This is a genomic window from Shewanella sp. Actino-trap-3 (assembly GCF_002836275.1).
In the GTDB taxonomy this organism is placed as follows: Bacteria; Pseudomonadota; Gammaproteobacteria; order Enterobacterales; family Shewanellaceae; genus Shewanella; species Shewanella psychromarinicola.
In genome coordinates this window covers 18660-32689 of sequence record NZ_PJCE01000001.1, presented here as the reverse complement: position 1 = coordinate 32689, position 14030 = coordinate 18660, and the positions used below count along the sequence as shown (strand labels likewise).

Sequence of the window (14030 nt, the reverse complement as noted above, 5' to 3'; positions counted from 1 at the left end):
ACCATGGCATTGACCAGAGAACAACTCGCCCAGCGCGTAGCAAAAGAATTACAAGATGGCTTTTACGTTAACCTAGGCATTGGCATCCCTACCCTTGTAGCTAACTATATTCCTGATGGCATACAAGTGATGTTGCAGTCAGAAAATGGTTTGTTGGGGATGGGCGAGTTTCCTACTGAAGACAATATAGATGCAGACCTTATCAACGCTGGTAAGCAAACGGTGACAGCGGTAAAAGGGGCTTCATTTTTTTCATCAGCAGAAAGCTTCGCCATGATCCGTGGCGGCCATGTCGACCTCACCGTATTGGGTGCATTTGAAGTGGATATTAACGGCTCAATTGCCTCATGGATGATCCCCGGAAAACTGATTAAAGGTATGGGCGGCGCGATGGATTTAGTCGCCGGTGCTGACAATATTATTGTCACCATGATGCACGCAGACAAATACGGCAACTCTAAACTATTGTCAAAATGCGAGTTACCGCTAACCGGTTACGGCTGTATTAAACGGGTGATGACCGATTTAGCTTTTATGGAAATTAAAGAAGGTGCGTTCCATTTACTTGAGCGCGCGCCCGGCGTTACCGTTGAAGAAATTGTGGCCAAAACCGCTGGTAAGTTAATCGTCCCAGCACACGTACCTGAAATGACGTTTTAATTAAGCGTAAACGGTCAATATCAACAAAGCCCGCGACTCTTGATATACTCAATGATACGGGCTTTGTTTATTATAGAAAATGAACCGCTCAGTAACAGAGATCAGATCTGACGGCGGGTATGGCGGTAAATGTGTACACTAAGCGACTAGGTTAAAGGTGCAAGCAATTGATCATCCGCAGGAATAATCAATACATTTGTTCGCATGCGGCCCAAAACTGATTCGGCAGTATTGCCTATAATATGTCCTAAAACCCCCTGTCGTTGCCGCGCACCAATCACAAAGTATTGACTCTTCAGTCTACAGGCTAACTCATATAAACACAGCTCTGGTTCACCAGCAATGATATGCACGGATCCAGGATCCATATTAAATTTAGCTATCTGTTTTTGATGGTCTTTATAGGCCTTTTTCACCAGGGCATCACAATCAAGTAAATCCATATCGCGCAATACTTTGGGCACTCTAAGAATATAGGCTAAATGCAATTGAGCCCCCGTAGCCTTGGCAAGTTGCTTACCATAAGCCGCCACAACGCTATTGAGCTGTTGTTTAATGGGATCATGGGTAGCGAGATCGACAGCCATCAGAATAGTATTGCTTTTATGGAGCGGATTATCCGTTAACAATAACAACGGGATCCGAGTATGGCGTATTAATTGCCAATCTGTAGGTAAGTAATGATCGGCATGATGCACCGCCTTTACCATAAGGTCGAATCCATGACGGATCGAATGATGACAAGCATGTTCAAATAAATATTTGCTCCACACCATGTGTACCGGAACATCCTCATCATTGAGCGCCGCTAAGTGCTGCTTTAAGTCGGTTTGGCGTTGATCCATTAACTGCTTTTGAGCAACGCTGACTAAACGAGGATTATAGCTTTCAGCACCGCTGAAATAGGCATAAGTATAAGCAAAGACTTCCGCCGTTTTGTTCAGTTGCTTAGCCAGTTGCAATCCGCTGGCGACCGCGTCGGTATGTGCCTGTTCCATTTGAGCAATAATAAACACTTTGTCCATTTAAATCTCCTTATACAAGCTAATTTTTACTGTGTAAAACGCTTGAAAAAAACTCAATTCACGTCATTAAACAAGCATCTATCGGTAAGCTTAATAAAGCTGACGAGCAGGCTTCCCCAACTAATTATCACGCTAATATTCCACTAGCAAAAATGAGGTTAAAAAACTGAGCAAAACGAGAGCAAGTAACTATCTTTAGAGTAGCCAATAAATTATCACTCTAATATTCCACCAGCAAAAATGAGGTTAAAAAACTGAGCAAAACGTGAACAAGTCACTATTTTCAGATTAGCCAATAGCGTAAGTTTGTGCTTAAGTATCGGTACAAAAGTTGATCGAAATCAACTTTTGTAAAGCAATATGAATCAATTATATATTAACCAACTTAGGGGAGAGATATGGCAATAGACAACTTTGTTATGTCACTCATTCTGGTTGCTGGTAGAGTTTTGGATGAACTTAGTAACCGACAGAGGGGCCAATCGTAGTCGGATAAATCACAGCAAGATTAATACTCCAATTGAACGCTTTTTTTGAAGTCGAAAATAAGAAAGGATACCGACGTGTGGTTGTACCCATTTTTAGGAAGCAGATAAAAGGTCAACATTACAGTGAAACCAAGCTCCTCAATATGATTGCGGGCTGATGTCAAATTAATCTACATGGTTATATTGGAATGCTCCAAAAACCTTGGCCAATAATTGTTGACCACTACCTTTGGAGTTTCCCTTTAATACACTGTGATGACCTCAAATGGTGGAATCGTAAAAATGTGCTTATTGGATGACTAACACTCTGAATATAAAATCTTTTTAGCGTGTATTACATTGAAGTAACGGAGTTTGCGATGATGAAATAAGCCATTAAATACGATAATATTCGTCACTCGGAGTTGTAATAAAATTGATCCAGCTGAGCAGAAACGCTCTGCAGTGCGCTAGGTTCCGTTACATAAATGTAGGCAAATAGTGCTTCTATCAATAACGAGAAGTAACTAAATTAAAAAAGCCTTCTCGTCATTTAATGATGTAAATAGAACCGGCAGCGTTCTTTTCTGGTGGAGTCCAACGGTAATCATTCAGAAATACGACTAACTAGACGGGATCACTCCTACACTTTGGTGGAGCACGATAAAACGAATAAACGAGCATTTTCCAAAGCATATTTAGTGAATTAGCAGATTATAGATTGGCTGCTGTCGCTGGTTAGGAGAAATAGGAGTTGCCCCTAGTAATGATGCCGTATATGGGTGTATTACATTATACGACGAAATGGTTCTAGGAGATAAGGGATGAGGGATGAGTAGATTATCAAGTAAAAGCTGGTTTAACGATTTGATGAATATTCATTTTCCAATAGCATGGTTTCGCGTGGTTGCTTTTGCCTTTATGTGGGTGATGCTCACTGAGGGGTCAGTCAACTCATGGTTGGTTGGCGCTCCGGTAGTGCTCGTTGCTACGTTGATAAGTATGGTACTGGTGTCTCCTTTTTCCTGCTCGGTGATTCACTCTGTACGCTTCATACCTTTTTTTATTTGGAACTCCCTTCGTGGTGGTGCCGATGTCGCGTGGTGCGCATTAAATCCAAAAATACCCATAGCCCCGGGCCTAATTGATTTTCCCTTACATCTGCCACCGGGAATATCCCGTGTATTTATGGTTAATACGGTCAGTCTGTTACCTGGTACATTAAGTGTCAATTTGGGAAAAAACCATTTAAAAGTTCATGTGCTTGATACACGAAAAAATGTGTTGTCGGAACTAATGACGTTAGAAAAAATAGTGGCCAAAATGTTCAAGATCTCTTTGCAAGATGCTAAAGAAGATAAATGCAATCAAGATATTTAAAGACAGACGTTTCCAGTTGGAACCAATGACATTTGCGCACAAGAGCTGGAGAGTAGCGTCACTTTGGCCGAGAATAATCAGGCCTGCTTAATGGTAGTTAACGAAGCGCCATACATTAATGTGAAGAGTTGGGATGTCTGATGGTGGCACAGGCTTAGCCGATTTGCAGCCGCAATGGTTAGTATACACAAACAACGACTAGAAGCATTCGTCGATCAATTAGCTAAACGGATTAAGATCGAAACTAAGGTGTTCGTTGGTATTCCTTTCTTGAAAGTCATACGTGATATGGTGCAAAACGGCCACGATATAGTGATAGTAGTACCTGAATATCAAAATTGGTTAGCACGGTTGTTTGACAGTGACGATATGCATATTTTGCCCAAGTGCCTATGTACAGTTTGGTTAATCAAGTCGTGCCAAAGACCCACAGAGTCACCCTAGTCTATGTCGATGACACTTATCTACAACCGGAGAGGGAATTTCGGCATAAACTAAATTGTCAGTATTCTGGCTCTGGCCGATGCTGCCGAGTGGCATATCGTGCATGCATTAACTATATTTTGAAATGTATCCATACGTTATGGCAATTAAAGCGTTATAGGAAAGAGAAATTAACGCCTGTGTCCAGCATGTTGGGCACAACACGAGGCTATTCTGAATAATCTAGTGTGCGAGGTAAGCGTCAATATGGTGCAGAATACTTTTAACTATCTTAACCCCAAAACCCATCTTGTAAAGGAAGCGGTTTGTAAACAAATACCTGCGCTGGCTAGGCGTATCGATGCCGATCTTGTTGTTATGGGAAATACTGCAAAATCAATCCTGAATCAAAAAGATTGCTTCCTACTCGCGGTCAAACCACTGGGCCTTAAAACCCCGGTTATATTGGACGATTAAATCACTATGCAAACTCTATATATCTCACTGGCTTTGTTCCTCTTGCTGAATCTCATTGTTGGAATGTGGCGAGTGTTGCGTGGCCCCACTGAAGCGGATCGCATGTTGACGGCTCAGTTGTTCGGCACCACATCAGTGGCTGTAATGTTATTACTAGCTCAGGCGACGGATAAACCAGCCCTTCATGATGTGGCGTTGGTATTAGCCTTACTTGCGGCGGTAACCGCGGTAACCTTTGTCCGGCGAGTCTGGGGCGATAGGGAGACAAAGCATGACACCCATTAATGTCCTCTCCAGCATACTGCTCTTCACTGGGGGCGTCTTCTTCCTAGCAGGCACTCTGGGTTTATTGCGGTTTCCAGATGTATACACTCGCTTGCATGCCTTGACCAAAGCCGACAACGTGGGTCTGGGTCTGGTGGTCGCAGGATTGGCTGTTCAGGCACAAAGCTGGTTCATCGTTGGGAAACTGCTGCTTATCTGGGCGTTCGTTATGCTCGCTAGCGCAACCACGTCCCATTTGATTGCAAGACGTGCATTGCAGCGAGGTATCAAGCCTTGGAAACGTTAAACCTGCTTTACTGGGGCTTTGATAGCCTGTTGGGAATGAGCTTGTTTTACCTAGCCTGGCAGGCACTCGCCAGCCCGGATATGTTCAAGTCGATTGTGCTGTTTATCAATTTTGGATTGTTAATGGCTTTAGCTTGGGTAAGGCTTAATGCTCCTGATCTTGCCCTGGCTGAGGCGGCTATTGGTGCTGGCCTGACTGGCGCCCTGTTGCTGGCGGCGTTTGCGCGGCTTAAGGATCCCTGCGTCGATGTGTCTGATGGTGAGGAAGGTCAGAAAATTATTCCACATAATTCGATTGAGGGAGAAACAAATGGGGAGTAAAAAGATACTGGATAACCCGAATCAGTTCGAACCTGATATGAATAACATTTCACTGATAGACACTGGCGGCATTATGACTCCCCTTCCCCTTGTCAGCGACTTCAGTGTTGTTTCCTTTTATAAACTGCAATCCAGTCAAAGTCTGGCGGCAGCGCAAAACTAGGAGAGATAATATGGATACCAAGCCTTGGTTGTTGTTGCCGTTATTGCTGGCGCTCGGTGTTGTTCTCAGTTATGCCGTATTGTCTATACCTGAACCTGCGCAAGATCTGCCAACATTGCTGGCCGACAGCATCACGATCAGTGGCGCGCACAATCCTGTGAGTGCGGTGCTTCTGAATTTTCGCGGTTACGATACTTTGCTGGAAATGGCAGTATTGCTGGCAGCTCTGCTTGGCGTGTGGTCTTTGGGCGATATGCCGGCTTATCGCGGATCAGACCCGGACCTGATTCTGGACATCATGTCACGTCAGCTGGTTCCCGTGTTTATTTTAGTCGCCGGGTACCTGCTGTGGACAGGCGCCGATGCGCCGGGGGGAGCCTTTCAAGCAGGTGCTCTTCTGGGAGCGGCTGGTGTACTGCTTCGGATTTGCGGATGGAGGATAGACAACCGTTACTCAGGGCTTCCGTTGAGAGTACTTTTAGTCTTGGGTCTAGGTATGTTTATCATGGCCGGTACGGGGGCGTTGCTGATCGGAGACGAATTCTTACAATATCCACCAACTTTGGCCAGTGAACTGATGTTGATGATCGAATCGGCGGCTACCCTTTCCATCGGTGCAACACTGGCGGCACTGTTCCTCGGTGGGCGGCCGAAGGGGGAAGACAAGTGAGCCATATTTACCTCTATGCACTACTTGGGTTGGGTTTGCTCGTTTTGGGCCTGCACGCTTTAATCGTTTATGCTAATTTGCTGCGCAAAATACTGGCTATCAATGTGATGTGCACCGGGGTGTTTCTGGTTTTGGTATCATTGGCTTCACGTAATAATGATGTCCAACCAGATCCTGTGCCTCATGCCATGGTGATTACCGGTATCGTGGTTGCCGTGTCAGCGACTGCGCTGGCACTCATTTTGATGCTAAGGATAAAAAAGGCAATCGGAAAAATCGAACTCGTGGACAGAGATTGTGAATGATATCTTGGTGTCTGGGACCGAGAAAATATCGGCCATGTCATATTGTCTCAATGATTGAGTGCCATGCAGACTTCACAACCAAATATTGCAGTACAGCAAGAAAGGACTACCAGACAAATTAGTCGAATTTTTATGCTTCAGGCCTGCGATCCACTCGATGGTATATGGCCATATTTGGAACTGGCAGGCCCCGGCTTGTTGAGCTGTCGGGGTTCGTAAAAGAGTTCTGCAGTAATTTAAGGACAGGCTCTGAACACTAAAAAGAACGAGACCGCTGCATGGCGTTAATATTGGAGCAAGTTCCGTGGATTGTGATGCCGATCATCTTCCCCTTAATAGGGAGTATGCTTTGCTTCCTGTTTCCGGCAAAAGCTAAATCACTGAGCCTGCTGACTTCGCTGGTTATTTTGACATGTGTGACTGGGCTCGGTTGGCAACTCAAAGCTCTAGGATCGCTGCGCTACCCCATAGGTGGCTGGGGGGCGCCATTGGGCATCGATCTTTACGCAGATGGTCTGAGTCTGCTAATGCTACTGATGGCGGCGCTAGTAGGTCTAGGTATCAGCATCTATTCCAGCAGTTATTTCAGTCGCGATAAAGCGAACCATTTTTGGCCGTTGTGGTTACTCCTGTGCGGGGCGCTCAATGCACTATTTCTGTCAGCTGATATCTTCAATCTCTATGTCACATTGGAATTACTGGGATTAACGGCGGTAGCTCTTGTGGCGTTAGCCGGTAGCGCCAACGCTCTGATCTCAGCCATGCGTTATCTATTGGTCAGCCTACTGGGCTCCTTGTTCTATCTGTTGGGCGTTGCCCTTATCTACCACAGTGTTGGTAGTCTGGACATCGCAATAATAGCACAACGAGTAGAACCGTCGCCTGCGGTGTGGGCGGCAGTGGGATTGATAAGTACCGGCCTACTGCTCAAAACCGCTCTTTTCCCAATGCATTTTTGGTTGCCGCCCGCCCATGCTTCAGCCCCAGCCCCCGTGAGTGCGCTCATGTCCGCATTGGTGGTGAAAGCTTCCTTCTATATTTTGCTACGCATGTGGCTGGAGTTCTTTCAAACGCAGGGTGGTTCATTCGCTAATTTGCTGGGACTGCTTGGCGCCGCGGCCGTCCTTTGGGGCGGAATCCAAGCGCTACGCCAGACACGCTTAAAATTACTTATTGCCTACTCGACAGTATCGCAGCTGGGCTATCTGTTTCTGGCTTTTCCGCTGGGGACTAGCCTTGCCTGGAAGGGGGCGCTATATATGTTGTTTTCCCATGCCATGGCTAAGGCGGCGATGTTCATGGCTGCGGGTAATATTCAGTTTTTTGGGGGGCATGACCGCATAGCGGAACTCGGACCTATAACCCAACGCTTGCCGTTGACATTGACGGCATTCGCCCTAGCAGGTATCAGTATTATGGGGCTACCGCCCAGCGGGGGGTTCATTGGCAAGTGGTTATTACTGCAGGCATCAATAGAATCAGGACAGTGGTGGTGGGGAATTATTCTGCTCCTTGGTGGATTTCTGGCCGCTGGCTATGTGTTCAAAGTCATTGGCCATGTTTTCACCCATGACGAGCCGACAAGCCAAGCTGGAAAGCTGCCGGCCACGATGGAGTGGAGCGCTTTGGGGTTGGCTTTAATAGCAGTGCTCTTGGGCATATTCACTTACTGGCCGTTGGCAATGTTAGAAATGGGTTCCCCTATTGGCACAGGATATAGTGGATGAATTGGAATACGGCTCTGCCCTTGTTGATCCTTGCCAGCTCTTTCTTGCCGGGACTGATAATATTCTGTTTACCCGAGGATCGTGTCGTCACCCGCACAATGCTTAATCTGGCAGGTGCGCTATTTAAGATTGTGCTGGTCGGGGGAATGTTTTGGGGCATGTTACATGGCTATCATTTTGAGGCTCGCCTAGCCCTCTTGCCAGGACTCGATTTGGTTCTGCGTTCCGGTCCATTGGCGATGCTTTTCGTGACACTTTCTTCCGGACTGTGGCTGGTCACTACCGTTTATGCAATTGGATATCTGGAGGAGTCACCTCATCGCAGCCGCTTTTTTGGCTTCTTCAGTCTGTGTGTCACTGCCACTACAGGTGTTGCCCTTGCGGGGAATTTGATTACCTTCCTGTTGTTTTATGAACTACTGACCCTGTGTACTTACCCGCTGATTGTCCACCGCGGAACTGACATAGCACGCCAGGCCGGCAGAAATTACCTAATTTATACTATCATTGGGGGGGCATTGCTGCTGCTGTCATCTGTGTGGCTCTATACGCTTGCTGGCACCCTAGAGTTTACCGATCGCGGATTCCTATCTGGTCTTGATGCCTCTTTGCACCCAACGCTGATGATAATCTTCGGCTTGTTGATTGCCGGCTTGGGTGTAAAAGCGGCTTTGATCCCCTTGCATGGCTGGCTACCTCAGGCCATGGTTGCCCCTGCGCCCGTAAGTGCGCTGCTGCATGCCGTTGCTGTGGTAAAGGCGGGCGCATTTGGCATAATACGGGTTGTTTATGAAGTATATGGCATTGAGTTCGCTAACAGTTTGGGGCTAACCTTGCCCCTAGCGACACTGGCTGCTGCGACCATAATTTATGGCTCGCTGCGTGCCTTATTTCAGGACGAACTTAAACGTCGACTCGCATTTTCTACCGTCAGCCAAGTGTCCTATATCGTGCTAGGCATAGCGCTTGCCAGTCCTATCGCGACGCTGGGAGGTCTGATCCATCTAGTGCATCAGGGGGTGCAAAAAATCACCCTTTTTATGTGCGCAGGTAACCTCGCCGAGACCTTAGGAATTCATAAAATCAGCGAGATGAACGGGGTTGGACGTCGGATGCCTTGGACCATGGCGGCATTCACCATTGGCGCCTTCGGTATGATAGGTGCGCCGCCGCTCGCAGGTTTTTTTAGCAAATGGTATCTAGGGCTGGGGGCATTGGACGCTGGGCAAGGCTGGGTGATATATGTTCTGGCGGTAAGTAGTGTCCTCAACGCAGCCTACTTTTTACCCATATTGTATACTGCTTGGTTCAAGACCCCTCCCGATAACTGGCCGGCCGAACGATCTTTTGGAAATAAAGAGACCGCTTGGACATTACTTCTCCCCCCCGTGGTTACCGCGCTGTTGACATTGGCTTTGGGGCTTCTGGCGTCTGCACCGTTTAACCTATTGGAATGGACTCGATTAATTGTAAGTCGAGGATTTGCCTAATGAACGCCATAGTGAGTGTATTCCTACTTTTATCCGCACTAGGCTTGCCGCTGCTGTTGGCGTTCCCTGCACTGCACACTCACCTACCCAGGCCGATACATATGGCGCTGTTGCCAGCTGTTATGCTCGTGTTTATCCCTGTGGATTTTGCTATTGAACTGCCCTGGTTTTGGCAGGGCGCTGGCTTGGGTGTCGACGCGCTATCCCGCTGGTGGCTGGCTATGTCGGTGGTGGTGTGGGGCGTTGGAGCAGCCTTTTTCCCTACGCCAGCCAAACGTAATATCTATAATCCACAGACTAGTTTATTGCTATTATTTATGGTGGGGCAGATTGGCGCAGTGCTGGCGACGGATATGATGGTCTTCTTCAGCTTTACGACTCTGATGAGCTACTCGTGTATTGGCCTCTTGCTTGCTCATGGTGATGAAACTACGCGCCGCGCTGGGCGGATATATTTGGTGCTACTGATCCTGGCAGACATCCTGCTATTCGAGGCCATGATGATGGCCACAGCAACAACACAATATCTGGACTTCGCCACCTTAGCCAAAGCAATGACGCTATCAAAGTCATCCTCTTTTTATCTATCGATGGTCATTGTCGGCATCGCCCTCAAGGTAGGAGTGTGGCCATTACATCGATGGCTATCTCTGTCCTATTACTCGGTTCGGCCGGCGATGGCGCTGCTATTGTGGCTCGGCCCCGTCGCCACTGGCTTGCTTTGTGGCCTGCGTTGGTTGCCGTTGGGTGAACTAACCGCACCCATGGCTGGGGCCGTGCTGATAGCTATCGGCTTTGCGACAATCCTTTATGCCATGCTGTCGGTTTTGTGGGTTCAATGGAAACAGCGACTTATCTGTGTTTTCTTCATTTCGACGGGAGGCTTTGTTATAGGCTTGGGGATGGGGTTGATAGAACCTGCCCTATGGAACCAATATGGAGACTCGGCCCATGTCATCGTTGCCTCTCTAGGATGGGGGCTGGCATTGATGACCGCAGGGTTAGAATGGTTCAAGGATAGAGGGGAAACATCCGCATCGAGCAATGAGAACCTCACGGAATTGACTGTAGAGCGCTGGTTTGATGCCTTCATTCGTTGGGGAAGGTGGATGGGAAACGAGACGTTGCCAGAACTGCGTGCTTCATGGTTTGCCAGATGGAAGGGATTCTGGCAAAAGCGAGGCTGGCAAAACGCGTTCGACACCGGTGAATACTTTTTGCAGCGTTGGTCAATTGCGACCACTCTATTGTTACTCTTAGTTCTTGTGATTCTGGTTCTTTTGCTGCTGGATGCTATGTAGACTCAGTGAGATAAGTTACTTAATAGAACATAATAAAATTGGCTTAAATCCCGAAGTATCCCCACGAATTGAATAACATGCTTGTGGATCCTTGATTAAATCTTGCAACGTCTTAACTCCTGCTAGCCAGTGAGATTTCAGCCGCTTCAAATACTTATATTTTTAGGATCTTAAGCTTCAACATTATTTTGATAGATTAATTTAACCCATCTGTTATCCCATCTGTTATCCCATCTGTTATTCCATCTGTTATTCCATGTTGAGCTTATATAGACCGGACAAATCCCACTTTGTATCCGCTTGCTGTATATAAAAACGCTTTTATTAGTACTGATCTTTCCAAGCCCAAGTAAGGTATTAACATAGAGGTAAGCAACAGAGAGATTAAAGAGTAAATAAATCGTTACAGCTTCGCCAAAAAGATAAGTTTACCCTGATGTAAAAAACTGAGTTTTTACTCGAATTTGCGTATGTTAGATAAGCATACATAATCTGATTCGACCAGTAGCAATGGTTACGACTTATTACCGAGACCAAACTTAAATATAACATAACCAAGGAACGACCTTATGCCAATTTACCAAGCTCCTCTTCGTGATTATCAATTCATTCTGTCTGAACTGCTTAATGTTTATCAGCAAACTGATTTACGCGGCTTTGATGAATTAGACACAGATCTCACTGATGCAATTTTACAAGGTGTCGCCGACTTCACTACCGACATCATGTTGCCTCTCAATGCTAGTGGTGACTTGGAAGGTTGTAAACTGGTCGATGGCAAGGTCATTACCCCTTCTGGTTTTAAGCAAGCTTATAAGCAATATGTAGAAGATGGTTGGGCCACATTAACTTGCGATCCTGAGTTTGGCGGCCAAGGTCTGCCAGAAGTTATTGGCACATTTGCTACCGAAATGAAAACGGCTACTAACATGGCTTTTGCTATGTATCCAGGGTTAACCCATGGTGCTTATTCGGCTATTCATGTGCACGGCAGTGATGCATTAAAGCAAAAGTACTTAGCCAAGCTAGTCAGTGGCGAGTGGACCGGCACCATGAACTTAACCGAGTCCCATGCTGGTACCGATTTAGCTTTACTTCGCACCAAGGCTGTCCCAGCCGGTGATGAGCTTTTTGCCATTAGTGGTGAGAAAATCTTTATATCATCGGGTGATCATGATCTAGCCGAAAATATTATTCACTTAGTATTAGCTCGCCTGCCTGATGCGCCAGAAGGCGTTAAAGGGATTTCGTTATTCGCAGTGCCTAAGTTTTTAATCAATGCCGATGGCAGCCTAGGCGAAGCAAACACTCTGAGTGCGACAGGCCTTGAACATAAAATGGGAATTCACGGCAACTCGACTTGTGTAATGCATTTTGACGGCGCAATAGGCGAATTAGTTGGCGCAGCGCATCAAGGCTTAAAAGCCATGTTCACCATGATGAACCAAGCGCGTTTAGGTGTCGGTATTCAAGGTTTAGGCGTATCCGATATTGCTTACCAAAATGCATTGGTCTATGCCAAAGATCGTATTCAAGGCCGCGCCTTAAGTGGTGTTAAACAACCTGAGAAAGCCGCAGACTCTTTGTTAGTGCATGGTGACATTCGACGTATGTTGTTATCACAAAAGTCTTTCAATGAAGGTACACGTGCGCTAATGGGCCAACAGGCGTTATGGCTTGACCAAGTAGAACGTCATGCAGACCCTGAAAAAGCTAAACAAGCTAATGCACTTGCCGCCTTGTTTACGCCTATTGTTAAAGGCTTTGTCACCGACCAAGGCTTTAAAGCTTGTGTTGATGCCCAGCAGGTTTATGGCGGGCATGGGTATATTAATGAATGGGGTATGGAGCAGTATGTGCGTGATATTCGTATTGCGATGATTTACGAAGGCACAAATGGCGTACAGGCCCTCGATTTAGTTGGCCGAAAACTACTGAGCGACAAAGGCGCAGCATTAACGTTATGGTCGGGCATGGTGAAACAGTTAATTCAAGAAAACGCTAGCAACGAAGCCATGAAGCCTTATATTGCAGGGTTAATGGATGCGGCGGGCGATCTTGAAAAAGCCACTGGCTTTATAGTGCAATCAGCCAGCAAAAACCCAGACCTTATTGGCGCAGCATCAATGCCGTATATGCAACTCTTTGGTATTACCGCACTCGCTTGGATGTGGACCCGTGTGGCGGCAACATCATTGGCCGCATTAGAGGCTGGCACTGAAGAAGCCGAGTTTTATCAAGCTAAGCTTAATACTGCAAAATTCTTCATGAGCTACTGGGGCAGCCAAACTCGCAGCCTACGCAAACAAATTGAGTCTAGCAGCGCCGATATTGTCGATTTCGCAGAAGCCGACTTTTAATCACGGTATGATGCTGTCAAAACAACCGTAAAAAATCCTAAAAAAAACCGCTTCAATATCCATTGAAGCGGTTTTTATTTTATTCTGTCGCAGTAATTAAGTGTTAATCCCACAAAAATTCGCGAAAATGTTTACGGCAAACCGACTCGTAACTTTCATTACCGCCAATCTCAACTTGCTCACCTTCGCGCATTGGATTACCTTCATGATCAAGGCGAACCACCATGTTGGCTTTACGGCCACAATGACAAATGGTTTTCAGTTCGACTAGCTTGTCTGCCCACGCTAATAAGTAATGACTACCCGTAAACAATTCACCTTGAAAATCATTGCGCAAGCCATAACATAACACCGGGATATCGAGGTTATCTACAACATGTGTTATCTGCCTGACTTGGGCTTTACTTAAAAACTGACATTCATCAATCAATACACAGTGAATTTTTTGCTCATGATTCGAAGTCGAAATTAACTCAGTTAAATTATCGGTGCTACCGAAGACCTGTGCCTCAGTTTCAATACCAATACGCGATGCCACTTTACCAACACCATAACGATTATCTATTGATGCCGTCATCACTAACGTGTGCATACCGCGCTCACGATAATTATAAGAAGACTGCAGTAATGAAGTTGATTTACCGGCATTCATCGCCGAATAGTAAAAATACAGTTGCGCCAAAGTTAAGCG

At 46.3% G+C, this 14030-nt stretch carries 15 protein-coding genes; 13 read left to right on the top strand and 2 right to left on the bottom strand.

Annotated elements, in window-relative coordinates; translation table 11 throughout:
* The first annotated feature begins 3 nt into the window (after positions 1 to 3).
* Positions 4 to 660: a 3-oxoacid CoA-transferase subunit B gene (locus CXF80_RS00160; RefSeq protein ID WP_101030189.1), complete on the top strand. Its 657-nt coding sequence runs from the start codon at positions 4 to 6 to the stop codon at positions 658 to 660.
* A 146-nt stretch (positions 661 to 806) separates the two neighbouring features.
* Here the strand turns inward: CXF80_RS00160 and CXF80_RS00155 are convergent, their stop codons facing one another.
* Complete coding sequence (locus tag CXF80_RS00155; RefSeq protein ID WP_101030188.1) at positions 807 to 1685, bottom strand: universal stress protein; 879 nt, start codon at positions 1683 to 1685, stop codon at positions 807 to 809.
* 1298 nt (positions 1686 to 2983) lie between these two features.
* Here CXF80_RS00155 and CXF80_RS00150 point away from each other — a divergent pair.
* From CXF80_RS00150 to CXF80_RS00095, 12 genes are all read left to right on the top strand, one after another.
* On the top strand, positions 2984 to 3532 hold the full coding sequence (locus CXF80_RS00150) for a Na+/H+ antiporter subunit E (protein WP_101030187.1): 549 nt from the start codon (positions 2984 to 2986) through the stop codon (positions 3530 to 3532).
* A 690-nt stretch (positions 3533 to 4222) separates the two neighbouring features.
* On the top strand, positions 4223 to 4432 hold the full coding sequence (locus CXF80_RS00140; protein ID WP_101030185.1) for a hypothetical protein: 210 nt from the start codon (positions 4223 to 4225) through the stop codon (positions 4430 to 4432).
* A gap of 42 nt (positions 4433 to 4474) precedes the next feature.
* Positions 4475 to 4717, top strand: coding sequence for a monovalent cation/H+ antiporter complex subunit F (locus CXF80_RS00135; RefSeq protein WP_232772014.1), 243 nt, complete (start codon positions 4475 to 4477; stop codon positions 4715 to 4717).
* Complete coding sequence (mnhG, locus tag CXF80_RS00130) at positions 4704 to 5003, top strand: monovalent cation/H(+) antiporter subunit G (RefSeq protein WP_101030183.1); 300 nt, start codon at positions 4704 to 4706, stop codon at positions 5001 to 5003. Before CXF80_RS00135 ends, mnhG begins: the two co-directional genes overlap by 14 nt.
* Complete coding sequence (locus tag CXF80_RS00125; RefSeq protein ID WP_232772013.1) at positions 4991 to 5323, top strand: Na(+)/H(+) antiporter subunit B; 333 nt, start codon at positions 4991 to 4993, stop codon at positions 5321 to 5323. Before mnhG ends, CXF80_RS00125 begins: the two co-directional genes overlap by 13 nt.
* A complete protein-coding gene (locus CXF80_RS20340; RefSeq protein WP_157822157.1) occupies positions 5313 to 5486 on the top strand; it encodes a hypothetical protein in 174 nt (57 codons plus the stop codon). Before CXF80_RS00125 ends, CXF80_RS20340 begins: the two co-directional genes overlap by 11 nt.
* 10 nt (positions 5487 to 5496) lie before the next feature.
* Entirely contained in the window at positions 5497 to 6156 is a 660-nt protein-coding gene (gene mbhE / locus CXF80_RS00120; protein WP_101030182.1) for a hydrogen gas-evolving membrane-bound hydrogenase subunit E, read from the top strand.
* Positions 6153 to 6461, top strand: a complete 309-nt coding sequence (locus CXF80_RS00115; RefSeq protein ID WP_198554713.1) for an NADH-quinone oxidoreductase subunit K — start codon at positions 6153 to 6155, stop codon at positions 6459 to 6461. The genes mbhE and CXF80_RS00115 overlap by 4 nt, the downstream gene beginning before the upstream one ends.
* Positions 6462 to 6739: 278 nt before the next feature.
* Positions 6740 to 8188: a complex I subunit 5 family protein gene (locus tag CXF80_RS00110; protein WP_101030181.1), complete on the top strand. Its 1449-nt coding sequence runs from the start codon at positions 6740 to 6742 to the stop codon at positions 8186 to 8188.
* Positions 8185 to 9678 carry a complex I subunit 5 family protein gene (locus CXF80_RS00105; protein ID WP_101030180.1) on the top strand — a complete coding sequence of 498 codons (1494 nt, stop codon included), beginning with the start codon at positions 8185 to 8187 and terminating at the stop codon, positions 9676 to 9678. Before CXF80_RS00110 ends, CXF80_RS00105 begins: the two co-directional genes overlap by 4 nt.
* A complete protein-coding gene (locus tag CXF80_RS00100) occupies positions 9678 to 10979 on the top strand; it encodes a proton-conducting transporter transmembrane domain-containing protein (protein ID WP_101030179.1) in 1302 nt (433 codons plus the stop codon). Before CXF80_RS00105 ends, CXF80_RS00100 begins: the two co-directional genes overlap by 1 nt.
* Positions 10980 to 11548: 569 nt before the next feature.
* Positions 11549 to 13339, top strand: coding sequence for an acyl-CoA dehydrogenase C-terminal domain-containing protein (locus CXF80_RS00095; protein ID WP_101030178.1), 1791 nt, complete (start codon positions 11549 to 11551; stop codon positions 13337 to 13339).
* A gap of 103 nt (positions 13340 to 13442) precedes the next feature.
* Here the strand turns inward: CXF80_RS00095 and CXF80_RS00090 are convergent, their stop codons facing one another.
* Positions 13443 to 14021 (bottom strand): thymidine kinase, encoded by a 579-nt coding sequence (locus CXF80_RS00090; protein WP_101030177.1) that lies wholly within the window; start codon positions 14019 to 14021, stop codon positions 13443 to 13445.
* Positions 14022 to 14030: the final 9 nt, after the last annotated feature.

Bases quoted from the DNA above. Each gene is read 5' to 3' on its own strand.
- CXF80_RS00160 (WP_101030189.1), top strand. From the start codon at position 4: ATGGCATTGACCAGAGAACAACTCGCCCAGCGCGTAGCAAAAGAATTA.
- CXF80_RS00155 (WP_101030188.1), bottom strand. From the start codon at position 1,685: ATGGACAAAGTGTTTATTATTGCTCAAATGGAACAGGCACATACCGAC.
- CXF80_RS00150 (WP_101030187.1), top strand. From the start codon at position 2,984: ATGAGTAGATTATCAAGTAAAAGCTGGTTTAACGATTTGATGAATATT.
- CXF80_RS00140 (WP_101030185.1), top strand. From the start codon at position 4,223: ATGGTGCAGAATACTTTTAACTATCTTAACCCCAAAACCCATCTTGTA.
- mnhG (WP_101030183.1), top strand. From the start codon at position 4,704: ATGACACCCATTAATGTCCTCTCCAGCATACTGCTCTTCACTGGGGGC.
- CXF80_RS20340 (WP_157822157.1), top strand. From the start codon at position 5,313: ATGGGGAGTAAAAAGATACTGGATAACCCGAATCAGTTCGAACCTGAT.
- mbhE (WP_101030182.1), top strand. From the start codon at position 5,497: ATGGATACCAAGCCTTGGTTGTTGTTGCCGTTATTGCTGGCGCTCGGT.
- CXF80_RS00110 (WP_101030181.1), top strand. From the start codon at position 6,740: ATGGCGTTAATATTGGAGCAAGTTCCGTGGATTGTGATGCCGATCATC.
- CXF80_RS00105 (WP_101030180.1), top strand. From the start codon at position 8,185: ATGAATTGGAATACGGCTCTGCCCTTGTTGATCCTTGCCAGCTCTTTC.
- CXF80_RS00100 (WP_101030179.1), top strand. From the start codon at position 9,678: ATGAACGCCATAGTGAGTGTATTCCTACTTTTATCCGCACTAGGCTTG.
- CXF80_RS00095 (WP_101030178.1), top strand. From the start codon at position 11,549: ATGCCAATTTACCAAGCTCCTCTTCGTGATTATCAATTCATTCTGTCT.